General features: G+C 70.6%; 26 protein-coding genes. 15 read left to right on the top strand and 11 right to left on the bottom strand.

Annotation, left to right across the window (positions count from 1 at the left end; all coding sequences use genetic code 11):
* Positions 1-55: 55 nt before the first annotated feature.
* Positions 56-823: an SDR family NAD(P)-dependent oxidoreductase gene (locus tag ACIQ5Y_RS09305; protein WP_403877079.1), complete on the top strand. Its 768-nt coding sequence runs from the start codon at positions 56-58 to the stop codon at positions 821-823.
* Between the two features lie 9 nt (positions 824-832).
* Here the strand turns inward: ACIQ5Y_RS09305 and ACIQ5Y_RS09300 are convergent, their stop codons facing one another.
* From ACIQ5Y_RS09300 to ACIQ5Y_RS09285, 4 genes are all read right to left on the bottom strand, one after another.
* Positions 833-1,492, bottom strand: a complete 660-nt coding sequence (locus ACIQ5Y_RS09300; RefSeq protein WP_403877076.1) for a polysaccharide deacetylase family protein — start codon at positions 1,490-1,492, stop codon at positions 833-835.
* 143 nt (positions 1,493-1,635) lie between these two features.
* The gene (locus ACIQ5Y_RS09295; protein ID WP_403877073.1) at positions 1,636-2,532 is read right to left on the bottom strand and encodes an RNA polymerase sigma-70 factor; all 897 of its coding nucleotides are present in this window, start codon (positions 2,530-2,532) and stop codon (positions 1,636-1,638) included.
* Between the two features lie 32 nt (positions 2,533-2,564).
* The gene (locus tag ACIQ5Y_RS09290; RefSeq protein ID WP_403877070.1) at positions 2,565-3,782 is read right to left on the bottom strand and encodes an NAD(P)/FAD-dependent oxidoreductase; all 1,218 of its coding nucleotides are present in this window, start codon (positions 3,780-3,782) and stop codon (positions 2,565-2,567) included.
* Positions 3,783-3,945: 163 nt separating this feature from the next.
* The gene (locus tag ACIQ5Y_RS09285) at positions 3,946-5,139 is read right to left on the bottom strand and encodes an RtcB family protein (RefSeq protein WP_403877067.1); all 1,194 of its coding nucleotides are present in this window, start codon (positions 5,137-5,139) and stop codon (positions 3,946-3,948) included.
* Between the two features lie 158 nt (positions 5,140-5,297).
* On the opposite strand from ACIQ5Y_RS09285, the gene ACIQ5Y_RS09280 reads away from it, so the two are divergent.
* The 3 genes from ACIQ5Y_RS09280 (at position 5,298) to ACIQ5Y_RS09270 (ending at position 8,539) form a co-directional block, all read left to right on the top strand.
* Positions 5,298-6,167: a DUF3558 domain-containing protein gene (locus ACIQ5Y_RS09280; protein WP_403877064.1), complete on the top strand. Its 870-nt coding sequence runs from the start codon at positions 5,298-5,300 to the stop codon at positions 6,165-6,167.
* Between the two features lie 114 nt (positions 6,168-6,281).
* The gene (locus ACIQ5Y_RS09275; RefSeq protein ID WP_403877061.1) at positions 6,282-7,046 is read left to right on the top strand and encodes a DUF3558 family protein; all 765 of its coding nucleotides are present in this window, start codon (positions 6,282-6,284) and stop codon (positions 7,044-7,046) included.
* Between the two features lie 125 nt (positions 7,047-7,171).
* The gene (locus tag ACIQ5Y_RS09270; RefSeq protein ID WP_403877058.1) at positions 7,172-8,539 is read left to right on the top strand and encodes a DUF2637 domain-containing protein; all 1,368 of its coding nucleotides are present in this window, start codon (positions 7,172-7,174) and stop codon (positions 8,537-8,539) included.
* A 69-nt stretch (positions 8,540-8,608) separates the two neighbouring features.
* On the opposite strand, the gene lysS is transcribed toward ACIQ5Y_RS09270, so the two are convergent.
* The gene (gene lysS / locus ACIQ5Y_RS09265; protein WP_403877056.1) at positions 8,609-10,348 is read right to left on the bottom strand and encodes a lysine--tRNA ligase; all 1,740 of its coding nucleotides are present in this window, start codon (positions 10,346-10,348) and stop codon (positions 8,609-8,611) included.
* Positions 10,349-10,527: 179 nt separating this feature from the next.
* On the opposite strand from lysS, the gene argS reads away from it, so the two are divergent.
* Positions 10,528-12,297 (top strand): arginine--tRNA ligase, encoded by a 1,770-nt coding sequence (gene argS / locus ACIQ5Y_RS09260; protein ID WP_403877053.1) that lies wholly within the window; start codon positions 10,528-10,530, stop codon positions 12,295-12,297.
* A gap of 84 nt (positions 12,298-12,381) precedes the next feature.
* Here the strand turns inward: argS and ACIQ5Y_RS09255 are convergent, their stop codons facing one another.
* On the bottom strand, positions 12,382-12,780 hold the full coding sequence (locus ACIQ5Y_RS09255) for a type II toxin-antitoxin system VapC family toxin (RefSeq protein WP_403877050.1): 399 nt from the start codon (positions 12,778-12,780) through the stop codon (positions 12,382-12,384).
* Entirely contained in the window at positions 12,777-13,007 is a 231-nt protein-coding gene (locus ACIQ5Y_RS09250; protein WP_403877047.1) for a FitA-like ribbon-helix-helix domain-containing protein, read from the bottom strand. The genes ACIQ5Y_RS09255 and ACIQ5Y_RS09250 overlap by 4 nt, the downstream gene beginning before the upstream one ends.
* A gap of 140 nt (positions 13,008-13,147) precedes the next feature.
* Between ACIQ5Y_RS09250 and ACIQ5Y_RS09245 the strand changes: the two genes are divergently transcribed.
* From ACIQ5Y_RS09245 to ACIQ5Y_RS09235, 3 genes are all read left to right on the top strand, one after another.
* Entirely contained in the window at positions 13,148-13,615 is a 468-nt protein-coding gene (locus tag ACIQ5Y_RS09245; RefSeq protein WP_403877044.1) for a DUF3995 domain-containing protein, read from the top strand.
* A gap of 258 nt (positions 13,616-13,873) precedes the next feature.
* Complete coding sequence (locus tag ACIQ5Y_RS09240) at positions 13,874-14,269, top strand: hypothetical protein (RefSeq protein ID WP_403877041.1); 396 nt, start codon at positions 13,874-13,876, stop codon at positions 14,267-14,269.
* 101 nt (positions 14,270-14,370) lie between these two features.
* Complete coding sequence (locus ACIQ5Y_RS09235; RefSeq protein ID WP_403877038.1) at positions 14,371-15,330, top strand: hypothetical protein; 960 nt, start codon at positions 14,371-14,373, stop codon at positions 15,328-15,330.
* Between the two features lie 11 nt (positions 15,331-15,341).
* Here ACIQ5Y_RS09235 and ACIQ5Y_RS09230 read toward each other — a convergent pair whose 3' ends face one another.
* The gene (locus tag ACIQ5Y_RS09230; protein ID WP_403877035.1) at positions 15,342-15,671 is read right to left on the bottom strand and encodes a helix-turn-helix domain-containing protein; all 330 of its coding nucleotides are present in this window, start codon (positions 15,669-15,671) and stop codon (positions 15,342-15,344) included.
* A gap of 430 nt (positions 15,672-16,101) precedes the next feature.
* Between ACIQ5Y_RS09230 and ACIQ5Y_RS09225 the strand changes: the two genes are divergently transcribed.
* Positions 16,102-16,497 (top strand): hypothetical protein, encoded by a 396-nt coding sequence (locus tag ACIQ5Y_RS09225; protein ID WP_403877032.1) that lies wholly within the window; start codon positions 16,102-16,104, stop codon positions 16,495-16,497.
* Positions 16,498-16,579: 82 nt separating this feature from the next.
* Positions 16,580-17,578: a hypothetical protein gene (locus ACIQ5Y_RS09220; RefSeq protein ID WP_403877030.1), complete on the top strand. Its 999-nt coding sequence runs from the start codon at positions 16,580-16,582 to the stop codon at positions 17,576-17,578.
* Between the two features lie 12 nt (positions 17,579-17,590).
* Here ACIQ5Y_RS09220 and ACIQ5Y_RS09215 read toward each other — a convergent pair whose 3' ends face one another.
* Positions 17,591-18,376 carry a TetR/AcrR family transcriptional regulator gene (locus ACIQ5Y_RS09215; RefSeq protein ID WP_403877471.1) on the bottom strand — a complete coding sequence of 262 codons (786 nt, stop codon included), beginning with the start codon at positions 18,374-18,376 and terminating at the stop codon, positions 17,591-17,593.
* A gap of 103 nt (positions 18,377-18,479) precedes the next feature.
* Here ACIQ5Y_RS09215 and ACIQ5Y_RS09210 point away from each other — a divergent pair, with 103 nt between their 5' ends.
* Together ACIQ5Y_RS09210 and ACIQ5Y_RS09205 are read left to right on the top strand one after the other, a co-directional pair.
* Positions 18,480-19,406 carry an ATP-binding cassette domain-containing protein gene (locus tag ACIQ5Y_RS09210; protein ID WP_403877027.1) on the top strand — a complete coding sequence of 309 codons (927 nt, stop codon included), beginning with the start codon at positions 18,480-18,482 and terminating at the stop codon, positions 19,404-19,406.
* Positions 19,403-20,155 (top strand): ABC transporter permease, encoded by a 753-nt coding sequence (locus ACIQ5Y_RS09205; RefSeq protein ID WP_403877024.1) that lies wholly within the window; start codon positions 19,403-19,405, stop codon positions 20,153-20,155. Before ACIQ5Y_RS09210 ends, ACIQ5Y_RS09205 begins: the two co-directional genes overlap by 4 nt.
* A gap of 46 nt (positions 20,156-20,201) precedes the next feature.
* Here the strand turns inward: ACIQ5Y_RS09205 and ACIQ5Y_RS09200 are convergent, their stop codons facing one another.
* Together ACIQ5Y_RS09200 and ACIQ5Y_RS09195 are read right to left on the bottom strand one after the other, a co-directional pair.
* Positions 20,202-20,474 (bottom strand): DUF1876 domain-containing protein, encoded by a 273-nt coding sequence (locus ACIQ5Y_RS09200; RefSeq protein WP_403877021.1) that lies wholly within the window; start codon positions 20,472-20,474, stop codon positions 20,202-20,204.
* Positions 20,475-20,545: 71 nt separating this feature from the next.
* Positions 20,546-21,502 (bottom strand): EamA family transporter, encoded by a 957-nt coding sequence (locus ACIQ5Y_RS09195; RefSeq protein ID WP_403877018.1) that lies wholly within the window; start codon positions 21,500-21,502, stop codon positions 20,546-20,548.
* Between the two features lie 200 nt (positions 21,503-21,702).
* On the opposite strand from ACIQ5Y_RS09195, the gene serC reads away from it, so the two are divergent.
* From serC to ACIQ5Y_RS09180, 3 genes are all read left to right on the top strand, one after another.
* The gene (gene serC / locus ACIQ5Y_RS09190; RefSeq protein WP_403877016.1) at positions 21,703-22,821 is read left to right on the top strand and encodes a phosphoserine transaminase; all 1,119 of its coding nucleotides are present in this window, start codon (positions 21,703-21,705) and stop codon (positions 22,819-22,821) included.
* Positions 22,822-23,092: 271 nt separating this feature from the next.
* A complete protein-coding gene (locus ACIQ5Y_RS09185; RefSeq protein WP_403877013.1) occupies positions 23,093-23,881 on the top strand; it encodes a hypothetical protein in 789 nt (262 codons plus the stop codon).
* Positions 23,874-24,503 carry a class F sortase gene (locus ACIQ5Y_RS09180; RefSeq protein WP_403877010.1) on the top strand — a complete coding sequence of 210 codons (630 nt, stop codon included), beginning with the start codon at positions 23,874-23,876 and terminating at the stop codon, positions 24,501-24,503. The genes ACIQ5Y_RS09185 and ACIQ5Y_RS09180 overlap by 8 nt, the downstream gene beginning before the upstream one ends.
* Positions 24,504-24,539 lie beyond the last annotated feature (36 nt).

Here is a 24,539-nt window from a genome sequence, read left to right as displayed (position 1 = left end):
TATTCGACCGTACGAACGACCGACCCGCACCCGACCCAACCGAGGAGCCCTCCACATGAGCACGACCACGGCCATCCGCACCGCCGTCGTCACCGGAGCGAGCAGCGGCATCGGCGCGGCCACCGCCCGGCAGCTCGCCGCGGCCGGCTACCACGTCGTCCTCACCGCCCGCCGCAAGGACCGCATCGAGGCCCTCGCCGCCGAGATCACCGCGGCCGGACACTCCGCCACCGCCCACGCCCTCGACGTGACCGACCGGGCCGCCGTCGACGCCTTCGCCGCCTCCCTCGACCGCTGTGACGTCGTCGTCAACAACGCGGGCGGCGCCCTCGGCGTCGACCCCGTCGCCACCGGGGACCCGGCCGACTGGCGCACGATGTACGAGACCAACGTCATCGGCACCCTCAACGTCACCCAGGCCCTGCTCCCCGCGATCACCGCCTCCGGCGACGGCACGGTGGTCGTCCTGTCCTCCACCGCCGGCCACGCCACCTACGAGGGCGGCGCCGGCTACGTCGCCGCCAAGAACGGCGCCCGCGTCCTCGCCGAGACCCTCCGCCTCGAACTCCTCGGCCAGCCCGTACGCGTCATCGAGATCGCCCCCGGCCTGGTCAAGACCGAGGAGTTCGCCACCACCCGCTTCCGCGGTGACACCGAGCGCGCGGCCAAGGTCTACGAGGGCGTCGCGGAGCCCCTCTCCGCGGACGACGTGGCCGAGACCGTCACCTGGGCGGTGACCCGCCCCAGCCACGTCAACATCGACCTCCTGGTGGTCCGCCCCCGCGCCCAGGCCTCGAACACGAAGCTCCACCGCGAGCTCTAGGCGCCGGCGTCAGGGAACCAACCCGGCCGCCTTCAGGTGCGGCATGAGGGCGGCCGGCTTCAGCCCGGCCGCCTTCGCCGCGTCCAGCGCCCGCTGAAGGTCCGCCGGCAGGGTCGGCGTGAAGTGCAGCAGCACGATGTCACCGGCCTTCAGCCGCGGCGTGGGCGGCGTCTGGCTCCAGGTCGTGAAGTCGTACGTCCACGTCACGAGCGCCTTCACCCCGCACGCCTTCGCCGCGAGCCGCACGTCGTCGTTCACCGCCCCGTACGGCGGCCGCAGCAGCTTCGGCGTCCGCCCGAACGCCGCCTCCAACCGCTCCCCCGCCCCGCACACCTCGGCGTCCTTGCCGGCGGCGTCGAGCGTGGTCAGGTCCGGGTGGTTGACGGTGTGGTTCTCGACGGTCGCCCGCCCCTGCTCGGTGAGGGCGGTGAAGTACTGCGTGTCGTACGAGGTCGCCCCCGGCAGCAGGAACAACGAGACCGGCACCCGCTTCTCCAGCAGGATCCGGGCCGCCTCCGGATCGTGGTTCCAGCCGTCGTCGATGGTGATGAAGACGACGTTCTCCCCGGTCGGCACGTGCGACACGACGGGCGGCAGCCCCACCCCGGCCTGAGCGGACCCGGCGGCCCCGAGGGCGAGCGACAACGACGCGAGAGCGGCGACAAGCACGCGAGATCTCCACATGCGGCACACCCTGGTCTAGACCAACTCCCGCCGTCAACCCCCCGGTTGACGACAACGGAACCGACCCGCGCAGCAGGGCCCGGGACCGATCACGACCGGCTCCCGGGGCCCACCGAGCCCACCGCGGCTCACCGCAGGGTCAGCGCCGTCTCCGACTCGACACGGGACAGCTTCTCCGGGTTGCGGACGTAGTACAGGCCCACGATCCGGCCGCCCTCCACGCGCGCCGCCATGACCCCGTCCAGCTCCCCGTCCACGTGCACGACGAGCGCCGGGCTTCCGTTGACCAGGGTGTGGCCGACGGCGACCGGCAGCCGGTTCTTGCTGAACCCGCCGACGAAGAAGCGGGACACCTTGTCCGCGCCGAGGATCGGCCGCACCGCGGCCTGCTTGATGCCGCCGCCGTCGCTCATCAGGACGACGTCGGGCGCGAGCACGTCCAGCAGGCTCTGGATGTCCCCGCCGTTCGCCGCCGCCCAGAACGAATCCAGAGCCGCGCGCGTCTCGCTCTGGGACACCACCTCGCGCGGACGCCGCGCATCCACGTGCTTGCGGGCCCGGTGCGCGATCTGCCGGACGGCCGCCGGCGTCTTGTCGACGGCCTCCGCGATCTCCTCGTACCCGACGTCGAAGACCTCGCGCAGGACGAAGACGGCCCGCTCGGTCGGCGACAGCGTCTCCAGTACGAGCATCACCGCCATCGACACGCTCTCGGCGAGCTCGACGTCCTGGGCCACGTCCGGCGCGGTCAGCAGCGGCTCCGGCAGCCACGGACCGACGTACGACTCCTTGCGGCGCGACATGCTGCGCAACCGGTTGAGCGCCTGCCGGGTCGTGATCCGGACCAGGTACGCGCGCTGGTCGCGCACCTGGTCGAGGTCGACCTCGGCCCACCGCAGCCAGGTCTCCTGGAGGACGTCCTCGGCGTCGGCCGCCGAGCCGAGCATCTCGTAGGCGACGGTGAAGAGCAGATTGCGGTGGGCGACGAACAGCTCGGTCGCCTCGTCGGCTACATGATCACTCATACCTTGATCATCTCCTGCCCTGCCAGTCGGGACTAGGCCTGCCGCTCGAGAATCGCGCGAGCCTCAGCGCCCTCGGCCGCAGCCCTGGCCCGCACCAGCTCCTGGCGCTTGGCGGCGCTCCCGCCCTGGTGCAGCTTGTACCCGCCGGGCTTGTGCCCCTCCTCGGCGAGGTGCTTGACGACGACCTTGCACACGGTCTCCTTGAGCTTCGCGCCCAGGCGGCCGTCGATGTGCGCCCACACCGCGACGTCGGCCTTGCTGGCGAACTGGAAGATGCCGGTACCCCGCCCGAGGCTGATGCACTGCGCGGCGAACGGCTGGTGCAGCTCCTCGGGCCGCTCCCCCGCGATCCGGCTGAGCACCGTGTCGGCGGCCCGCGCACCCAACGGCATCGCGGCCTGGCAGCTCATCCGCAGCGGCTGCCCCGACGGGGCCGCCGAGTCGCCCGCCGCGAAGACACGGTCGTCGTCGACGCTGGTCAGCGTCTCGTCCGTGAGCAGACGCCCCAGCGCGTCAGTGGTCAGCCCACTTCTCATCGCAAGGTCCGGGACGCCGAAGCCGACCGTCCAGATGGTCACCGCGCTCGGCAGCACCCGCCCGTCGGCGAGCTCCACCGCATCCCGCGTCACCGCCGTCACCTTCGCGTCGGGGCCCTCCAGCACGGTCACACCGAGCTTGGCCAGCCGCCCCGCCACCGAACGCCGGCCGCGCGCGTGCAGGTACGGGCCGAGCACCCCACCGCACACCAGGGTCACGGCCCGCCCCTGCTCGGCCAGCTCGGCGGCGGTCTCGATACCGGTCGGCCCGGCCCCGACCACGGTCACCACACCCGTCGCGGGGGCAGCGTCCAGCACCGGCCGCAGCCGCTCCGCGTCCTCGAAGGTGGCGATCGGGTACGCGAACTCGGCCGCCCCCGGCACCGTCGGATCGGCGCTGCCGCTGCCCACCGCGTAGACGAGGTAGTCGTAACCGACCACGTCCCCCATCGCCAGCTCCACCCGACGCCCGGCCGCGTCGATCCGCGTCACGGCATCCACGACGAGCCGCACCCCGTCCGCCAGCACCTCCCGGAAGGCGACGACCGCGGCTCCGGTCCCGGCGACCTGCTGGTGCAGCCGGATCCGGTGCACGAACTCCGGACGCGGGTTGACCAGCGTCACGGCCACGTCGCCGCGCTGCGTCAGCCGGTTGGCCGCCATGACGCCCGCGTACCCGCCACCGATCACTACGACGTTCGTCTTGCCGCTCATGGTCTCTCCTCGCTCCGTTTCCAGGGGGTCGACCACAAGACACCGCACGCTCGACGCCTGTGACAGAACGCGAGGACATGTGACCCGGATCACCTCGCGGCGGGTGCACCGGAAAGACGAAGGGGCCCGGACCACAGGTGGTCCGGGCCCCCACAAGCGGGGGTCAGCCCTTGATGCAGATGACCTGCTTGAGCTTGGCCACGACCTGCACGAGGTCGGTCTGCTGGTCGATGACCTGCTCGATCGACTTGTACGCGCCAGGGATCTCGTCCACGACGCCCGAGTCCTTACGGCACTCGACTCCCTTGGTCTGCTCCGCGAGGTCGCGCGCCGAGAACTTCTTCTTCGCCGCCGTGCGGCTCATCTTCCGGCCGGCGCCGTGCGAGGCCGAGTTGAAGGACTTCTCGTTGCCGAGGCCCTTCACGATGTACGAGCCCGTGCCCATGGAGCCCGGGATGATCCCGTAGTCGCCGCTGCCGGCGCGGATCGCGCCCTTGCGGGTGACCAGCAGGTCCATTCCGTCGTACCGCTCCTCCGCCACGTAGTTGTGGTGGCAACTGATCTCCTGCTCGAAGGAGACCTTCGCCTTGCGGAACTCCCTGCGGATGACTTCCTTGAACAGGCTCATCATCGCCGCGCGGTTGTACTTGGCGTACTCCTGGGCCCAGAAGAGGTCGTTGCGGTACGCCTCCATCTCCGGGGTGGCGGCCAGGAACACGGCCAGGTCGCGGTCGACCAGACCCTGGTTGTGCGCGAGGCCGTGGGCCACGCCGATGTGGTGGGCCGCGAGCTCGTTGCCGATGCCCCGGGAACCGGAGTGGAGCATCAGCCAGACCGAACCTGACTCATCAAGACAAAATTCGACGAAATGGTTGCCGGATCCGAGCGTTCCGATCTGCTTCATGGCGCGTTCCCGACGGAATTTGACCGCGTCGGCGATGTAGTCGAACCGGTCCCAGAGGTCGTCGTAGCCCTCGGCCGAGAACCCGTACAACCGCGCCGGGTCCACGGCCTCCTTGTGCATCCCCGCCCCCACCGGAATCACCTGCTCGATCCGCGACCGCAGCTTCGACAGGTCCCCCGGGAGGTCGTTCGCCGTCAGGGACGTCTTCACCGCCGACATGCCGCAGCCGATGTCCACGCCCACCGCCGCCGGACAGACCGCGTCCTTCATCGCGATGACCGAGCCGACCGTCGCGCCCTTGCCGTAGTGGACGTCCGGCATGACGGCCAGGCCCTTGATCCACGGGAGGCCGGCCGTGTTCTGCAGCTGGCGCATCGCGCTGTCCTCGACCGACGCCGGGTCGGTCCACATCCGGATCGGAACCTTCGCCCCGGGTACCTCTACATACGACATACGGAATCAATCCCCCGAAAACCATGGAAAAGTCGGAAAGCGCAAAAAGCCTCGCTCTTGGCCCTGAATGGGACAGGGGACCGGCGTCGGCACCAGCGTGTGCGGTAGACATTGTGTCCATCCGCGTCCGAGTCGCGGCAACGTATTTAAGGGGGCCAGTGGACGTGCAGCGCAAGGCGGCGGTACGGCGAGTCCTGCCCGGCATCGCGATGTTCGCCGCGCTCGCGGCCGGCGCGGGAGCGCTGACCGGGTGCACCGGCGGGGGCAAGGCCGGCGGCGGCAGCGACGCCAAGGGCGGCGGGAACCAGGCCGCGCCCGCGCAGCCCGGCAAGTACCGCAGCCTGCCCTCGCCCTGCCGGGCCGGCGTCGAGAGCAAGCGGCTGAAGGGGATGCTGCCGGTCCCGGACACGCTGCCCACCCCGCAGCGCGACCAGCTGTACGCGGGCGTCGCGGACCCCTCGTACGACGGCGACCGGCACGTCGGCTGCCGCTGGAACGCCCAGACGCCCGAGGAGACCCGGCTGCTGTCGGTGGTCTTCGAGCGCGTGGTCTCGTACGACCGGTCCGTGACGAGCGACGACGACAAGGCGAGGCAGGTGTACGTGCGCCGGGTGACCGACGCGCACCTGCCCTTCCCCAGCCCGAGCCCCACTCCCACCCCCACTCCCACTTCCAGTGCGGCACCTCCGGCCGCCGCGACGCCTCCCGCCGCCGGGGCGCCCGCGCCGGGCGCGAGTGCGCCCGCGCCCGCGGCTCCGACTCCGACTCCTTCCGCGCCCGTCGAGCTCGGGTCGCGGGTGCTGGAGGGGCTCGGGACCGAGGCCTTCATCGAGGACAAGCTGAGCCCCGCCGGGGCCAGCGCGGCGCAGTCGCGGACCGTGCGGATTGTGTTCCGTACCTCGAATGTCATCGTGACGGTGGAGTACAGCGTGCAGCCCGCCCTGCCGGGCGTGGTCCCGCCGAGCGGCGAAACCCAGGACAGGGCAAGGCAGTTGGCGCAGGCCTTGGTCGAGCGTTTCAACGAGTGAAGTGGGTTCGGCGCGCCTTCAGGTGACGGTGCGCACAGCATGCAGGCGTCGGGTCGGGCTACCGTTGCTCGGGTTCGCGTCCGAATTAGTCCGACCATCGCACCAGAAGGAAACATGCACCGATCTGCCTCGCGCCTCACCCGCGTTCTCGCCTGCGCAGCCGTCCCGGTGGTCCTCGCCGTCGCGGGCTGCTCCTCCGATTCGGGCAAGGAGTCGAGCTCGGGCAGCAACAAGAAGTCCGGTTCGTCCGCGTCTGCGAAGCCGAGCGGCAAGGCTTCGCCCGCCCTGGAGAAGGCGACGTTCGCCGCGCTCCCGGATCCCTGCAAGGTGCTCCAGTCGGCGACGCTCGACACGCTCGTCCCGAAGGTGAAGGACAAGAACGGTTCGGCGGCCAAGTCGAACGACCTGGCCAGCCGGGCGGGCTGCTCCTGGAACGGCCTGGACGAGGACGGCCTGAAGGGTTCGCAGTACCGCTGGCTCGCGGTGAACTTCTCCCGCTCCGACTCGCACGCCTCGCTCGGCAACGCCGACAAGCGCGCCGAGGAGCAGTTCAACAAGCAGGTCGAGCTCGCGAAGGGCACCGAGGGTGCGCAGAACCTGAAGACCGAGCAGGCGGGCGGCGTCGGCGACCAGGCGACGTCGGTCGTGTACTCGGTGAAGAAGGACAACGTCGACTCCTTCAACACGACGATCGTGGCGCGCACGCACAACGTGGTGGTCACGCTCGACTACAACGGTGCCGCGTACGAGGGTGCCGGTGCTCCGGACCAGGCGAAGCTGCTCCAGGACGCGATCGTGGCCGCCAAGGAGGCCGTGGCCTCGGTGGACACCTCGAACCAGCAGCAGGGACAGCAGTCGCAGTCGCCGCAGGCCCAGTAGTGACGCTCCGGTAGTAACGGGGCCAGAGGAGCGGTGACTTCCGGTCGGGCTTACGCTGTGCCTGCCGCGGCTCGGTAAAGGCTCGGTAAGCACTCGACAAGGGGAGGGGATCACGGGTGGCCGCGATGCAGCTGACTCGTACCCACCGGATACTCATCGGTGTCGTGGTCGCCGGCGCCGTGGTCATCGCGGGGATCGGTTTCGCGGGTTCGTACTCCGCGGTGCGTGCCCTGGCGTTGAAGAAGGGCTTCGGCGACTTCTCTCTGGTGTTCCCCATCGGCATCGACATGGGCATCTGTGTGCTGCTGGCGCTCGACCTGTTGCTGACGTGGATCCGGATCCCCTTCCCGCTGCTGCGTCAGACGGCGTGGCTGCTGACGGCGGCGACGATCGCGTTCAACGGCGCTGCGGCGTGGCCGGACCCGCTGGGTGTGGGCATGCACGCGGTGATCCCGATCCTGTTCGTGGTGACGGTGGAGGCGGCCCGGCACGCGGTGGGCCGGATCGCCGACATCACGGCGGACCGGCACATGGAGGGCGTGCGGATCACCCGGTGGCTCCTGTCGCCGGTGCCGACGTTCAAGCTGTGGCGGCGGATGAAGCTGTGGGAGCTGCGTTCGTACGAGCAGGCCGTCGGCATGGAGCAGGACCGGTTGATCTACCAGGCCCGTCTGCAGGCGCGGTACGGGAGGGCGTGGCGGCGCAAGGCTCCGGTGGAGGCGATGATGCCGCTGCGGCTGGCGCGGATCGGCGTGCCGTTGTCGCAGACGGCCCCGGAGGGGCTGGCGGCGGCGGGGATCGAGCCGGCGCTGCTGCCTCCGGTGGAGGCGGAGTCCAAGGTCGAGGTGGAGGCGGGGCTGCCCGTCGCGCCGGCGCTGGAGGCCGCGGCTGCCGAGGCTCTGGATCCGCAGGCCCAGGCGCAGGCCCTCGCGCAGGCCCAGGCCCTGGTGCAGGCGCAGGCGTTCGCCTTCGCTCAGGCGCAGGCCCAGCAGCAGGGTTCGGCGCAGCCCGCGATGCACGTTCCGGCGGCGTACGCGGTGGATCCGACGGCGATGCCGGCGGCGCACAACAGTGCGTGGTTCGCGGCGCCGCTGGCGCCGCAGGCGGCGTACGAGGGTGGTTACAACCCGCAGTACGTGGAGGGTCTGGAGCCGACGCCGGTCATGCCTCCGGCGGGTCCGGACGCGGAGCAGTTCCTCCCGCACGGGCAGGAGCAGGTGCCGATACCGGCTCCGAGGCAGGACGAGGCCGCGGAGGGCGGCGGGGCGGCGGACGAGACGCCGGACGAGGCGGAGTTCGCCGAGGCCGCGTACAAGGTGTTCCGGGCGCTGGTCGACGAGCAGAACGACTTCCCGACGGCGGAGGCCCTCGACATACACCTCTCGGACGGTTACGGGGTGACCCACCCGCGCAGCGGCTCGCTGCTGCGCCGCATGATCCCTGCCTTCAAGCAGCGGTACCAGAAGGACCTGGAGAACGAGCACATCGCGTAGCCGTGTCCGGTGACGCGGGAAGGGCCCGCACCCCCGAGGGGTGCGGGCCCTTCCGTCGTGTCACGGGCCTCAGGCGGCGAGCAGCTTGCGCACCCGGTCCGCGCCCACGGCCAGGAGCAGCGTGGGCAGGCGCGGGCCGGTCTCGCGGGTGACGAGGAGCCGGTAGAGGAGCGCGAAGAAGGTGCGCTGGGCGACCTTGAGTTCCGGGGTGGGCTTGGCGTCGGGCTCCAGCCCGGCCATGACCTTCGGGACTCCGTAGACGAGGGTGGTGAGCCCGTCGAGGGACCAGTGCGAGTCGAGTCCGTCGAGGAGGAGGCGGAGCGATGCGCGGCCCTCGTCGTCGAGGGAGGACAGCAGCTCGGTGTCGGGCTCGTCGCGTACGAGGGTGCGCTGGTCGGCGGGGACCTGGGTGGTGATCCAGTTCTCGGCGCGGTCCAGGCGCGGGCGTACCTCGTCGAGGGAGGTCAGCGGCTGCGACGGGTCCAGGTCGGTCAGGATGCGCAGGGTCTGCTCGTCGTGGCCGGCGGTGATGTCGACGACGGAGGCGAGCGTGCGGTACGGCATCGGGCGCGGGGTGCGCGGGAGCTCGTGGGAGGCGACCTTGACGGCGCGGGTGTGCGCGGCGGCGTCGGCGGGCAGGACGGTGCCGTCGGCGACCTTGGACTCCAGCTTGTCCCACTCGTCGTAGAGCCGCTGGATCTCCTGGTCGAAGGCGATCTTGAAGGACTGGTTGGGCTTGCGGCGGGCGTAGAGCCAGCGCAGCAGCTGCGGCTCCATGATCTTCAGCGCGTCGGCCGGGGTGGGGACGCCGCCCTTCGAGGAGGACATCTTGGCCATGCCGCTGATGCCGACGAAGGCGTACATCGGGCCGATGGGCTGTTCGCCGCCGAAGATGCCGACGATCTGGCCGCCGACCTGGAAGGAGGAGCCGGGCGAGGAGTGGTCGACGCCGGAGGGCTCGAAGATCACGCCTTCGTAGGCCCAGCGCATGGGCCAGTCGACCTTCCAGACGAGCTTGCCGCGGTTGAACTCGCTGAGCTTGACCGTCTCGGTGAACTCGTCCTCGGTGCAGACGTAGGTCATCTCGGTGGTCTCGTCGTCGTACGAGGTGACCTTGGTGAAGTCCTTGCCGCATTCGCCGCAGTAGGGCTTGTACGGGAAGTAGCCGCCCTCGGCGCTGCTGCCGTCGTCCTCGGCGGCGGCGCCGGAGCCTTCGGCGGCTTCGAGTTCGGCTTCGTCGACCTGCTTCTGCTGGGGCTTCTTGCCGCCCGGCTTCTGCTTGGTGCGGTACTGGTCGAGGATCGCGTCGATGTCGCCGCGGTGCTTCATCGCGAACAGGACCTGTTCGCGATAGGTGCCGGCGGTGTACTGCTCGGTCTGGCTGATGGGGTCGTATTCGACGCCCAGCTCGGCCAGGGACTCGACCATGGCGGCCTTGAAGTGCTCGGCCCAGTTCGGGTACGAGGAGCCTTCGGGCGCGGGCACGGCGGTCAGCGGGCGGCCGATGTGCTGTGCGTGCGATTCCTCGGTGACGCCGGGGATGCCCTTGGGGACCTTGCGGTACCGGTCGTAGTCGTCCCAGGAGATGAGGTGGCGGACCTCGTACCCGCGGCGGCGGATCTCGTCGGCGACCAGGTGCGGGGTCATGACCTCGCGGAGGTTGCCCAGGTGGATGGGGCCGGAGGGGGAGAGTCCGGACGCGACGACGACCGCTTTGCCCGGGGCTCGGCGCTCCGATTCGGCGATGACCTCGTCCGCGAAACGGGAGACCCAGTCGGTCTCGGTGCTGCTCTGGGCGCTCTGAGCCACGACACGTCCTTCTATCTCGAATGCTGGCTTGGGCCATTCTCCCAGACGGAACGGGTCGCTCCGGGGTTGCTCCCACACAGCGATATGCCGCGAAACGAGGAGGGCCCACGTGGGATACTCGGCACTTGTCGGAACAACCAAGTGCACCCACCGGCACAACCTCACAGGAACGGCAGCTCATGGCCTCGGTCCCTTCCCTCGCTTCTTCCGTCAATCAGCGCGTCGCGGACGCCCTCGCCTCGGCCCTGCCGGAGGCCGGTGGCGCCGACCCGCTGCTGCGACGTAGCGACCGGGCCGACTTCCAGGCCAACGGCATCCTGGCGCTCGCGAAGAAGGCGAAGGCCAACCCGCGCGAGCTGGCGACGACCGTGGTCGAGGGCATCGTGAGCGGTGACCTGATCCGGGAGATCGAGGTCTCGGGTCCGGGCTTCCTCAACATCACCATCACCGACCGGGCGATCATCGAGACGCTCGCGGCCCGGGCGGGCGACGACCGTCTCGGCGTGCCGCTCGCCGCGGACGCGGGCACGACGGTGATCGACTACGCGCAGCCGAACGTCGCGAAGGAGATGCACGTCGGCCACCTGCGGTCCGCCGTGATCGGTGCGGCGATGGTGGAGATCCTGGAGTTCACGGGCGAGAAGGTGGTCCGGCGCCACCACATCGGCGACTGGGGCACCCAGTTCGGCATGCTCATCCAGTACCTGATGGAGCACCCGCACGAGCTGGACCACAAGTCGGAGGAGGAGGTCTCCGGCGAGGAGGCCATGTCCAACCTCAACCGCCTCTACAAGGCCTCGCGTGCGCTCTTCGACTCCGACGAGGAGTTCAAGACGCGGGCCCGGGCCCGGGTGGTCGACCTCCAGGCGGGCGAGCCGGAGACCCTCTCGCTGTGGCAGCGGTTCGTGGACGAGTCGAAGATCTACTTCTACTCCGTCTTCAACAAGCTGGACATGGACATCCAGGACCCCGACGTGATCGGCGAGTCCGGTTACAACGACATGCTGGTCGAGACGTGCAAGCTGCTGGAGGAGTCGGGCGTCGCCGTCCGCTCCAACGGCGCGCTGTGCGTGTTCTTCGACGACGTCAAGGGCCCGGACGGCAACCCGACGCCGCTGATCGTGCAGAAGTCGGACGGTGGTTTCGGCTACGCGGCGACCGACCTGTCGGCGATCCGTGACCGCGTCTCGAACCTGGACGCGACGACCCTGATCTACGTCGTGGACGCGCGGCAGTCGCTGCACTTCAAGATGGTCTTCGAGACGGCGCGCCGGGCGGGCTGGCTGAACGACGGGGTCAAGGCCGTTCAGCTGGCGTTCGGCACGGTCCTCGGCAAGGACGGCAAGCCGTTCAAGACCCGTGAGGGCGAGACGGTCAGGCTGGTGGACCTGCTCGACGAGGCCGTGGACCGGGCGACCGCCGTGGTCCGTGAGAAGGCCGAGAAGGTGGGCCTGACGGAGGCGGAGATCGTCGAGAACGGCCAGTACGTGGGCATCGGCGCGGTGAAGTACGCCGACCTGTCCACGTCCGCTGCCCGCGACTACAAGTTCGACCTGGACCAGATGGTCTCGCTCAACGGCGACACCTCGGTGTACCTCCAGTACGCGTATGCCCGTATCCGCTCCATCCTCCGCAAGGCGGGCGAGCGGCAGCCGGCCGCGCACCCGGAGCTGGAGCTGGCGCCGTCGGAGCGGGCGCTGGGTCTGCACCTGGACGGTTTCGGCGAGCTGATCGGCGAGGCGGCCGCGGAGTACGCGCCGCACAAGGTGGCGGCGTACCTCTACCAGCTGTCCTCCCTCTTCACGACGTTCTACACCGAGTGCCCGGTCATCAAGCCGGAGCCGGAGCAGGTCGTCGCGGAGAACCGCCTGTTCCTGTGCGACCTGACCGCCCGCACCCTCGCGAAGGGCATGTCCCTCCTCGGGATCCGGACCCCCGAGAAGCTCTGACCGGTACCTGTTCGCCGTTCGACGGCCCTCGTCTCCCGGCCGGGAGACGGGGGCCGTCGGCATGTGGGCCGCAGGTGCACCCGCCTACACCGAGCCGAAGACCTCGATCTTGCAGCGGGGGCTCCCCGAGCGGCCGATCCGTGCGTCGCAGGTGACGAGCGGCACCTGGAGCCCTTCCGCGAGTGCGACGTACGCGGCGTCGTACGCGGAGAGGTTCGCGTGCAACTCACGGACCCGGGGCAGCACCGGCACGTGCTCCATCCGCCGGACGGGCAGGTCGGTGAAGTCCTCCCAGGCCATGTCCAGTTGGCGGTCGGAGAGCTTGCCGCCGCGGTGGCGGCCGAGGAGCGCGTGGGCGACTTCCACGTCGAGCAGGTGGGGCGCGGCGAGCCGCTCGCCCAGCACCCGCTCACGAACGGCCTCGCCGGCCGCCCCGGCGTCGGCGACCAACAGGACGACGGCGCTCGCGTCGATCACGATCATTCGCGCCGCCGTCCGGCGTCGAGGTCCGCGAGGACCTCGTCCACACTCAGTTCCGCCGATACGCGGGCACGGATGCGCGCGACGACGTCCTCGATCGACGGCGTCGCCGCCTCCTCCTCCAGCAGGGTCCGGGCGTACGCCTGGAGCGACTGGCGACTGCGGGCGGCTCGTATCTTCAGCTCGGCGAGCGCCTCGTCGGACAGATCACGCACATACAGAGTGGCCATGCGACAAGAGTAGTGGCGGTGCCAGCAATCTGCTGGCACCGTCTGGGGGCCGGTGTGACGGGGCCCACGGGAATGTCCGCTCCGCGGGGCGCCTCCTTTCGTGCGACGGAGTTTGCGCACCGAGGGCCGAGGGGGCTCACATGAAGACGGCTCACACGCAGAACGTGGCACGACGCGGTCGCCGGTACGGGTCGGCGGTGGCGGGGGTGCTCGCCTTCGACGGGCTGGTGCACCTGTACTGGGCGACCGGGGCGACCTGGCCCGCCGCCGACGCGCGGGCGCTGTCGCTCGCCGTCCTCGGCATGGAGGCCCCGTTCACGCCGCGCGTGGTGGTCCCGCTGGCGGCGTTGCTGCTGACGGGGGCCGGGGCGGTGCTGGCGTACTCCCGGGGGCGCGGGGGCCGGGTGGCCCGCCTGGTCACGGGGGCGGTCGCGGGCGGGCTGGCCGTGCGGGGGCTCGCGGGGGTCGGGTGGGTGGCGGGGCTGGTGGCGGGTCCGGCCGACGGCCCGTTCCACACCCTCAACCTGCTGCTCTACACGCCCGTGTGCCTGGGCCTGGCATGGGCGGCGGCCCGGCTGTACGCGTCGCCGGTCCGTGTGACCGGGTGAACCCCGGCCAACGGAAAGGCGGCCGAAAGCAGAGCCGGGGCGGCCACGAAACGGGCCTGGAAATTGCGCGGCGACCTCCTGGGGATTCTTGCACCGCCGCCACTGTAAAGCGCGGCACGTGATCGTTCACCTGTACTCCGGGACAGTTGTCAAGGTCCGCGAGAACGTGGTCGACTCCTCGGCTGTCAGGACCCGGCCGGGATAACCGACACCCAACCCGTCGAGAGCGGCATGAAATTCCACCGAAAGGGATGATTGATGAAACTCGGCAATTCCCTGCGCACCTTGGCGGCCGCCGGCCTGGTCCTCGGCGCCGTCGCCGTCGGCGCCGGTCCGGCCTCGGCCGTCGAGAAGGACGGCGTGCTCGGCCCCGGGGAGTTGGGCCTGTACTGCTACGGGAACCAGCAGGACGCGGTCTTCGACCTCTACTACCGCGACGACAACTTCGCGAACGACGTCTTCAAGGGAGCGCGGATCTGCTCCGGGCAGACCCCGAACGACAACACGGAGTCCTACCTCAGCAAGGACACCTACATCTGGGACGTCTACACGGACTGGAAGCGCCTGGGCTACAGCACCTCCATCTACCCCGGGGAGCGGGCCGGCCTGACCCCGACGTACTTCAACCAGCTGTCCTCGGCCTACCCGCGCTGAGCACGGCGGCCCAGGCCGCACATGCGATACGGCGGTTCCGCCCCCGCACTCCGGGCGGAACCGCCTCTCCCCCGTACGTCGCCCATCCCCATCGGAGCCGCATGTCCCCGACCCGTTCCGCCCGTTCCGCCCGCCCCGCCCTGGCGGTCTCCGCGGCCGCGCTGACGCTCCTTCTGGCCGGGTGCTCGCAGCCGGGCGGCGACCCCGGCGAGGAACCCGCGATCGGCGCCGTACCCGCGCTGCTCCAAAGCCGCGATCTCGCCTTCCCGATGGACGCCTACCTTCCGGACGACCGGCAGCAGGGGGTGCTCGCCGAGGCGCAGGACGTCCTCGTCGACCAGTGCATGCAGCGCTACGGCTTCCGCTACCGGTTGCGGCGCGAGGACGATTCGGCGGCCGCGCACGACTACAGCAGGCGGTACGGGCTCTCCGATCCCGCCGAGGCGGCCCGGCTCGGCTACGAACAGCCCCGGACCGCCCGCGCGCAGAGGCCTCCGCAGCCGGAGCTCGGGCCCAACGAGCAGCTCGTGCTGTACGGGCTGGACGTGGACCCGTCCCTCCAGGTCCCCACGAGTCAGGAGGAGGCCGAGAAGTCCGACGTGGCGACCACGGTCGTCGGCGGCCAGAAGGTCCCGGCGGGCGGCTGCCTGCGCGAGAGCAATCTGAAGCTGTTCACGCCCACCAAGGACACGGTGGGGTCCCTGGACTCGGAGGGCTTGCGCATGGAGGCCTACGCCCGCTCCCGCAAGGACGGCAGGGTGGTCAAGGCCTTCAAGTCGTGGAGCGAGTGCATGGGCGGGCACGGCTTCACCGTCGACAACCCGATGGACCGGCCGCCGGGCATCGACGACTCCAACATCGGCAGTCCGCAGGCGATCGCCCAGGCCGCGCGGGACGTGGACTGCAAGAGGGAGACCAACCTGGTGGGCATCTGGTACACGGTGGAGCTCGCCTACCAGAACCGGGTGATCGAGAAGAACGCCGAAAAGCTGGACCTGGTGAAGAGGCAGCTCGACGAGCGGATGAAGTTCGCCGCCACGCTCATCGCGACCGGCCGCTGACCGACGGGCGCTCAGACGTGTTCGGCGGGGCAGGTGGCGATCCGGTGGTGCATCGCGAGGAGGCACGTCTGGATCCGTGAAATACCGCCGAGTTTGCCGCGGAGGTTCTCCAAATGGAACTTGACCGTCCGAATGGCCATCCCGAGGCTCGTCGCAAGCTCCTCGTTCGAGGGCCCGTACGTCATCGCGCCGAACACCTCACGTTCCCGATCGGTCAAATCGGGTATCCCCATGAGTCCTTGCCGGATCCATTCCGATTCGCCTCCCCAGCGGTCCCGCGCGCCGAGCACGCAGCACGGGCAGCGGTTGCGATCTGCTCCGAGGCTCAATTCAGCACTCAAGGTCTTCCTGCCTGTAGCGGTGGAAACGGCCTCACGAGAACCAAATGCCGAGCTTGATCGTAACTTTCCGAAACGGGTCGGCGCATTTGACGCTTTCCACATTACTGACGGGTCGTCACCATCACTTCACCCAAAGGGCCTTCGGTTTTCGGCCACGGGAAGCCGGCGACCGGATATCGGACAACTCCACCCCCGGCCCCGACCCCTCGGACGGGCGCGGCCGGGGCCGGAGAGAGCCCTCGACAAGCGGGCGAAGGGGACAAGAAAGCGGAATCCGCCGCCAGGTCGACAGGTGGGCCGAATTCCTGTACTCGGGGACAGTTGCAGGGAAAGCCGGAGCGTGATCCACTCCATGGCGGTCGAAGCCCCGCCCGCAATGGCCACGATCCCGCCCCCGAAATTGCGACAGTTTGTCCGAAAGGCATGGATGATGAAGCTTCGTAATTCCCTGCGCACCGTCGCGGCCGCCGGCCTGGTCCTCGGCGTGCTCTCCCTCGGCGCCGGCTCGGCCTCCGCCGAAGAAAAGGACGGCTGGCTCAACGACGGCGAGCTCGGCCTGTTCTGCATGCTGGACCAGACGAACTCGGTCTTCGACCTCTACGTGAACGACATCAACTTCTACCCCGACGCCTTCAAGGGGTCGAGGAGCTGTTCCGGCCAGCTGACGGACAACAACACGGAGTCCTGGTCGAACCGGGACACCTACACGTGGAAGGTGTACACCGGCTCGGGCGGTGCGGGCTACATGGCCACCCTCGGGGCCGGCACCAGGGGCAACATGAACGGGACCTTCTTCAACCAGACCTCCTCGGCGTTCTTCTTCTAGGCCCGCGCGAGAAGCCGGCTCCGCCCGCGGACAGCGGGCGAAGCCGGCCGCGTCGCAGCCGCCCACACGATCCGGAGCCACCATGTTCTCGCCGCATGCCCGACACGCCGCTCTGGCGGCCTCCGCAACCGCATTGGTGCTCCTGCTGGCCGGATGTTCGCAGCCGGGCGACGGCAAGGCTTCCTCCGGCTCCGGGAAGAGCGAGAAGGCCGACCCCGACGCCGGCAACGAACCCGCCATCGGCGCCGTCCCGGCACTGCTCGAAAGCCGGACCCTGGTCTTTCCGCTGGCCCCGTACACCCCGAACGGCCGGCAGCTCGCCGTGCTCGACGAGGCGCAGGACGTGCTCATCGACCAGTGCATGCAGCGCTACGGCTTCCGCTTCCAGCAGCGCCGGAGGGCCGAAACGGCTCCGAAGCAGGACGACAGCCGCCGGTACGGGATCTCCGACCCGGCCGAGGCGGCACAGTCCGGCTACACCAACCCCCAGCTCGGCCGCGGCTCGAAGCCCCAGCAGCAGTCCCGCGGAGCCAACGAGAAGCTCGTGCTGAACGGGCTGGAGGTGGACCCGTCCCTCCAGGTCCCGATGAACCAGGAGGAAGCCGAGAAGTCCGACGTGGCGACCACGGTCGTCGGCGGCCAGAAGGTCCCGGCGGGCGGCTGCCTGCGCGAGAGCGCCCTGAAGCTGTTCACGCCCACCAAGGACACGGTGGACACCATGGTCGCGCAGGGCTACGGGCTGGAGGCCTACGGCCGTGCCCAGAAGGACAGCCGGGTCGTCGCGGCGACGAAGGCGTGGAGCGAGTGCATGGGCAAGCGCGGCTACGCCGGCTTCACCGACCCGACGGGCCTGCCGCCGGGCATCGACGACTCCAACATCGGCAGCCCGCAGGCGATCACCATGGCCACCCAGGACGTGGCCTGCAAGAAGGAATCCAACCTGGTGGGCATCTGGTACACGGTGGAAGTCGCCTACCAGCAGCGGGCGATCGAGCGGAACGCGGAGACGCTGGACCTGGCGAAGAAGCAGCTGGACGAGCGGATGAAACTGGCGGCGCAGTTGCAGGCGTCCGGGGCCTGAGCCGCCGGCGGCTCAACCGCCGGACCCGCTCCGCGCCTCGATCAGTTCGGCCAGGCCGTCGAGCAGGCGGGCCAGGGCGAACCGGAACTGGAAGTCCGGCTCGTCGGAGCCGGTGAACGCGTCGGATTCCAGCAGCCGGGTCACCGCCGGGTGGCTGTCCGGGCCGGTGAGCAGCCGCAGCGTGCGGACGTACTGACCCACGACCCGGTCCGGTGAGACGCCGCTCTTGACGATGGCGTCCATCATGTCGGCGGCCATGGTCGCCTCGTTCCGCACGAGGCCCCCGATGAGGATGATCGTCGAGAGCTTCTCGCTCTCCCGCAGGCCGGTGCCCGCCAGGGCGGCGAGCCCGCGTTCCATCCAGGCGAGCTGGTTCGGCGTGGCCGGCGGGGCGGTGATCGGGATGCGCAGGATCCAGGGCTTGGTCATCAGTACGGCGCGCTGCGCGTACGCCCAGTCCGACAGGAGCTCCCGCCAGGCCCGGCCGTCCGTGTGCACGTCCGGCGCGAGCGGCGGCGGGGTGCCGACTCCCGCGTCCGACATCAGGATGTACAGCTCTTCCTTGGCCGCGACGTACCGGTAGAGGGACATCGTCGAGACGCCGAGCTCCTTGGCCACCCGGCCCATGGAAACGGCGTCCATCCCCTCCGTGGCGGCGAGCGCGACGGCCGCCTCCACGATCCGCGGGACGGTGAGGGTGGGGCGCGGGCCCTTGCCGGGGCGCTCGCGCAGGCCCCAGGCCATCTCCAGGCTCGCCGGCAGCCCGGTGTCGTCCGCCGCTTCTTCCCGGTCGACCATGGCCACCCCCCTCTTCCTCGTACGTCGTTGACCCACATCCTAGTTCTGTGTATTACTTACGCAGTAGCGTGTAACCCATACGCAGAAGGGAGCGCGGTCCACGATGACCACGTCCGACCTCGGAATCCACGCCATCGGCCTGACCAAGTCCTACGGCGCCCTGCGCGTCCTCGACGGCATCGACCTCGCCGTCCCCCGCGGCAGCGTCCTCGCCCTCCTCGGCCCCAACGGAGCCGGGAAGACCACCACCGTCCGGATCCTCGCCACCCTCACCGAGCCCGACGCCGGCACCGCCCGGGTCGCGGGACACGACACCGCCGGCGCTCGGGCGCTCGTACGCCGCTCCATCAGCCTCACCGGGCAGTTCGCGGCCGTCGACGCACTCCAGACCGGCGCCGAGACGCTCCGCATGATGGGCCGGCTCCGGGGACTGGGGCCGCGCGCCGCCCGGGCCCGGGCCGACGAACTGCTCGACCGCTTCGGGCTCGCCGAGGCGGGCGCGCGTACGGCCAAGACGTACTCGGGCGGTATGCGGCGACGCCTCGACCTCGCCGCGAGCCTGGTCTCCCGACCCGAGGTGATCTTCCTGGACGAGCCGACGACCGGGCTCGACCCGCGCAGCCGCCAGGACCTGTGGGACCTCGTACGGGAACTGCGCACGGACGGCACGACCGTGCTGCTCACCACCCAGTACCTGGATGAGGCCGACCGGCTCGCCGACCGCGTCGCCGTCCTCGCGGACGGGCGCATCGCCGCCGAGGGCACGCCCGCCGAGCTCAAGTCCCGTGTCGACGGGCACCGGCTGGACCTCACGCTCACCGGCCGGGCCGCCTACGAGGCGCTGGCCCCGCGCGCGGTCCACCTCGACCCGGACGAGCTCACCCTGGGCCTCGCCACCGACGGGAGCGCCGCGCACGTACGGGCGCTGCTCGACGAACTCGACCCGGACCGCACGGCCGTCGACCGCTTCGCGGTCCGCACCGCCACCCTCGACGACGTGTTCCTCGCCCTGACGGGAGCCGACCGATGACCGCCGCCACCCACGCCCTCTCCCTGGCGGGCCGCAGCCTGCGCATCAGCCGCCGCAGCCCCGACGCGCTGATCGCCGCGCTGATGCTGCCCGTGATGCTGATGCTGATCTTCGTCTACTTCTTCGGCGGAGCCATCGACACCGGGACCGAGTACGTGACGTACGTCGTCCCCGGCGCGATGCTGCTGTGCGCGGGGTTCGGCGCGGCGAGCACCGCCGTCAGCGTCGCGGACGACATGAAGAACGGGGTCGTCGACCGCTTCCGCTCCCTGGACATCGGCGGCGTCCCGATCCTGGCCGGGCACGTGACGGCCTCCGTCCTGCGGAACCTGCTGTCCACCACCCTCGTGCTCGCCGTCGCCCTCGCCATCGGCTTCCGACCCGAGGCCGGACCGGCCGCCTTCCTGGCGGCGGCCGGGCTGCTGTTCGCGTACATCACGGCGATCTCGTGGCTGGCCGCCGTACTCGGCCTGCTCGCCAAGTCGCCGGAGGCGGCGGGCGGGTTCACCTTCCTGATGATGTTCCTGCCGTACCCGTCCAGCGCCTTCGTCCCCATCGGGACCATGCCGGGTTGGCTGCACGGCTTCGCCGAGCACCAGCCGCTGACCCCGGTGATCGAATCCCTGCGCGCGCTGCTGCTGGCGCAGCCCGCGGGGAACTCCCCCTGGGTGGCCCTGGCCTGGTGCGCCGGCATCACGGCGGTGGCCGTGACCCTGGCCGGCGTCCTGTTCCGCGGCCGGACCCGCTGACGAACTCCCGAGGGAGCCCGTCAACGAGCCTGTCCGCCGCGGTCGCTCAGCGATTGAGCGGATAGGAATGACGGCCCGTGGCTTCGTCGATCTCGCTGTGGGCCTTCTGCAGCATCTGCGACGCGATATCCATGAGCGCGCGAGCGCCCGCGATCTCTTCCCCGACCCTCAGCTGCTCCGGGTCGGAGGGGTGGCGCATGGCGTACCCGTGCGCCCTGATCTCGGAGCCGTCCCCGAGCCTGACCAGGGCCGCCGCACTGGTGCGGTGGCCCTCCTCGGTGAATTCGAGATCCACATGCCACCCGACGAGTGTGGCCATGGTGCATCACCTCCAGGGGGTCACCCTGCTTCCAGGGTGCGCCCGCGGGGTGTGGAGCGCGAGCGGGGCCCCTACTCCCCCCGCTTGCCCACCTGCGACCGGACCGCCCCCATGCTCGCCGCGATGACCAGGGCGATGGCCAGGGCGTCCAGGGCGGACATCGCCTGGTGCAGGACGAGGAAGCCGGCCGTGGCCGCGATGGCCGGCTCCAGGCTCATCAGGATCGCGAAGGTCGGGGCCGGCAGCCTGCGCAGGGCCAGGAGTTCCAGGGTGTACGGCAGGACGGAGGACAGTACGGCCACCCCGGCGCCCAGCGCGAGGGTGCTCGGGTCCAGCAGGGCCGAGCCCGCTTCGAAGACGCCGAGCGGGAGCGAGATCACCGCGGCCACCGCCATCGCCAGGGCCAGGCCGTCGGCCTGCGGGAAGCGGCGCCCGGTACGCGCGCTGAAGACGATGTACGCCGCCCACATCGCGCCCGCCCCCAGGGCGAAGCCGGCGCCCAGCGGGTCGAGGCCGCCGAAGCCGCCCCCACCGTGACTGGACAGGAGGACGACGCCCGCGAGGGCCAGACCCGCCCACAACACGTTGACCAGGCGGCGGGAGACGATGACGGAGAGCGCCAGCGGGCCCAGTACCTCAAGGGTGACGGCGGGGCCGAGCGGGATGCGGTCGATGGCCTGGTAGAAGAGGCCGTTCATGCCGGCCAGGGCGATGCCGAAGGCGATCACGGTGCGCCAGTCGGAGCGCGAGTGGCCGCGCAGCGTGGGCCGGCACAGGAGCAGCAGCACGATCGCCGCGGCCGTGAGGCGCAGGGTGACCACGCCGACCGCTCCGACCCTGGGCATGATCGTGACGGCGAGGGCGGCGCCGAACTGCACCGACACGCCCGCCGCGATCACCAGCGCGACCGGCCCGGAGCGGGCCGCCCCACCACGAGCGGCGGAAGCGGCGGAAGCGGTCCCCGCGCCGGGCGCGGCCGACTGGGCGGCAGGGGTCGTGGGGCTGGAGGAGGGCGCGGGCGCGGTCATCCTCCCAGGGTAGACGGGGGTAAGGAGTGTTGCCCTATGTCTTTCCTTACTGGCGTGCGGTGGGCGGGCTCCGGGGCCGGCGGCGTGTGCGTGCCGTAGTCGTGGCATAACGCCGCGAAACGCCGCCGGGTGTCCGCCAATGCGTCTCATCGGGTGGACGCGGCGCGGTGGCGCCGACTCGGACCCGATACGCTCCGCCCGTGGCTGAGATCCAGATTCCCGCTGACATCAAGCCCGCCGACGGACGCTTCGGCGCGGGCCCCTCCAAGGTGCGGACCGAGGCGCTGGACGCCCTCGCCGCCACCGGAACCTCCCTGCTCGGAACCTCACACCGCCAGGCCCCGGTCAAGAACCTGGTCGGCTCGGTGCGCCAGGGCCTCCGGGACCTCTTCTCCCTCCCCGAGGGCTACGAGGTGATCCTGGGCAACGGCGGCTCGACCGCCTTCTGGGACATCGCGACCGCCGGTCTGATCGAGCGGAAGTCCCAGCACCTCACCTTCGGCGAGTTCTCCTCCAAGTTCGCCAAGGCCGCGAAGCTCGCGCCGTGGCTGGACGAGCCCTCGGTGATCTCCTCCGAGCCGGGCACGCACCCCGAGCCGGTCGCCGAGGCGGGCGTCGACGTGTACGCGTACACGCACAACGAGACCTCGACGGGTGTCGCGGCGCCGATCAAGCGCGTCGCGGGCGCCGACGCCGGTTCGCTCGTCCTGGTGGACGCGACCTCCGGTGCGGGCGGCCTCCCGGTCGACATCACCGAGACCGACGTCTACTACTTCGCCCCGCAGAAGTCCTTCGCCTCGGACGGCGGCCTGTGGCTGGCCGCGTTCTCCCCGGCCGCCCTGGAGCGCGCCGCCCGCGTGCACGCGTCGGGCCGGCACATCCCGGAGTTCTTCTCGCTGCCGACGGCGATCGACAACTCGCTGAAGAACCAGACGTACAACACCCCGGCGCTGAGCACCCTCTTCCTGCTGAACCAGCAGCTGGAGTGGATGAACGGCCAGGGCGGTCTGGAGTTCACCACCGGCCGCACGGCCGCCAGCGCGCGCAACCTGTACGGCTGGGCCGAGGCCTCGAAGTACGCGAGCCCGTTCGTCGTGGACGCCGACAAGCGCTCCGCGGTCATCGGCACGATCGACTTCTCGGACGACATCGACGCGGCGGCCGTCGCGAAGGTGCTGCGCGCCAACGGGATCGTGGACACCGAGCCGTACCGCAAGCTCGGCCGCAACCAGCTCCGCATCGCGATGTTCCCGGCGATCGACCCGGCGGACGTGCAGGCGCTGACCGCCTGCATCGACTACGTCATCGAGCAGCTCTGACCTGACCGGCAAGCAGTACGGGCCCCCGGCGACCACCTGGTCGCCGGGGGCTTCGTGTCGTGCGGCCGCTTCCGGGACCTTGGTCCCAAAAATCGCGGCAAAGAGCCCTTAAACGGAAGATCTTCGCACCCCGTCCTGCCTGCGGCCATGCCGCTCGGGACCTTCGGCCGACCCCCCTCCGGCCCCCGACCGCCTCCGCAACCAAGCACCCGGGATGTCCCTCATGTCTGGTGTGCCGGGAAACAACCCCGGCCCGTTCAGGAGGAATCCCATGCGCAAGGCACTCACCATCGCGAGCATCGCCCTCGCCTCCTCGATGGCCCTCGGCAGCGCCGCCACCGCTTTCGCCGCCGGCGCTCCCGCTCCGGTCACCACCATCGGCACGGCCGCCCACAAGGACGCCGCGGGACTGAAGCTGTCGGAGTCGAAGGCGAAGCCCGGCTCCGCGCTCACCTTCCGGATGGAGGTGCCCGACGGCTCCACGAACCTGTCCGTCTCCTCCAAGGCCCTCGCCGACGTGAAGACGACCGACGGCCGCGGCGGCACCGCGGTCGTCGCCGACGTCCCGGACGGCACCTACGGCGTCTCCCTGACCGGCACCGGCCCCGACGGCGCGGGGCTCCGGGCCACCGCCGAACTGACCGTCGAGAAGGGCGGCAAGCCCACTCCGGCACCCTCCACCCTGAGCCTGTCCACCGACTCCGGGCGCCCCGGCGACAAGGTCGTCGTCACCATCAGGACCGGTGAGAAGAACGCCTACGTGAAGTCCGACGCCTTCACCGGCGGACGCGTCGACCTGAAGAGCGACGGCCACGGCACGTGGACCGGCACCGCCGTCGTCGCCAAGGACGTCAAGACCGGCTACTACGGCGTCGAGGCCTACGCGGGCGGCAAGAAGTTCGACACCGTCAAGTTCTCCACCGAGGGCGGGAGCACCCCCGATGTGAAGCCGCAGCCCAAGCCCCGGCCGCTGAAGCCGAGCGAGCACAGGACGCCCAAGGGCTCCGTGAACACCGGCGAGGCCCCCGCCGGTCACGTCCCCGGGGCCGGCAATGCCTGAGTCCACCGCCACCGCCACCCGCCGGGGCGGCCGCGCACGTCGCGCGGCCGCCCTGGCGGGGGCCTCGGTCCTCGCCGTGGCCCTCGCCTCCGGCTGCTCGGCGGGCGCTTCCGCACAGGGCGTCCACCCGGCGGCGCACGCCACCGCCGCCTCCTCCCTCCCGCCGTCCGTCCCCGACCGCATCGACATCCCCGCCATCGGCGTGGACGCCCCGCTGGACTCCGTCGGCCTCGACGCCCAAGGCGTCATGCGGGAGCCCGACTTCGCCAAGCCGAAGGACGCGGCCTGGTACGAGGACGGCCCCACCCCCGGCGAGCCGGGCGCGGCCGCCATCGTCGGGCACATGGACACCCCGCAGGTCCCGAAGGCCGTGTTCTTCGACCTCAAGGAGCTGAAGAAGGGCGACGAGATCGACGTGCACCGGGCCGACGGCACCACCGCCGTCTTCGCCGTCGACGAGGTCGACACCTTCAGGAAGGCCGCCTTCCCCACCGACAAGGTCTACGGCGACACCCACGGCAAGGCCGGGCTCCGCGTCATCACCTGCGGCGGCGAGCTCACGAAGGACCGCCACTGGGATTCCAACGTCGTCGTGTTCGCCCACCTCACGGGCAAGGCCTAGCCCCGTACGCGATACCTTCAGGGCTCCGGGGTCAGC

Source organism: Streptomyces sp. NPDC096339 (assembly GCF_044762985.1).
GTDB lineage: Bacteria > Actinomycetota > Actinomycetes > Streptomycetales > Streptomycetaceae > Streptomyces.
The sequence above is the reverse complement of the archived record's forward strand: the minus strand, read 5'-3'. Positions and strand labels throughout refer to the sequence as shown.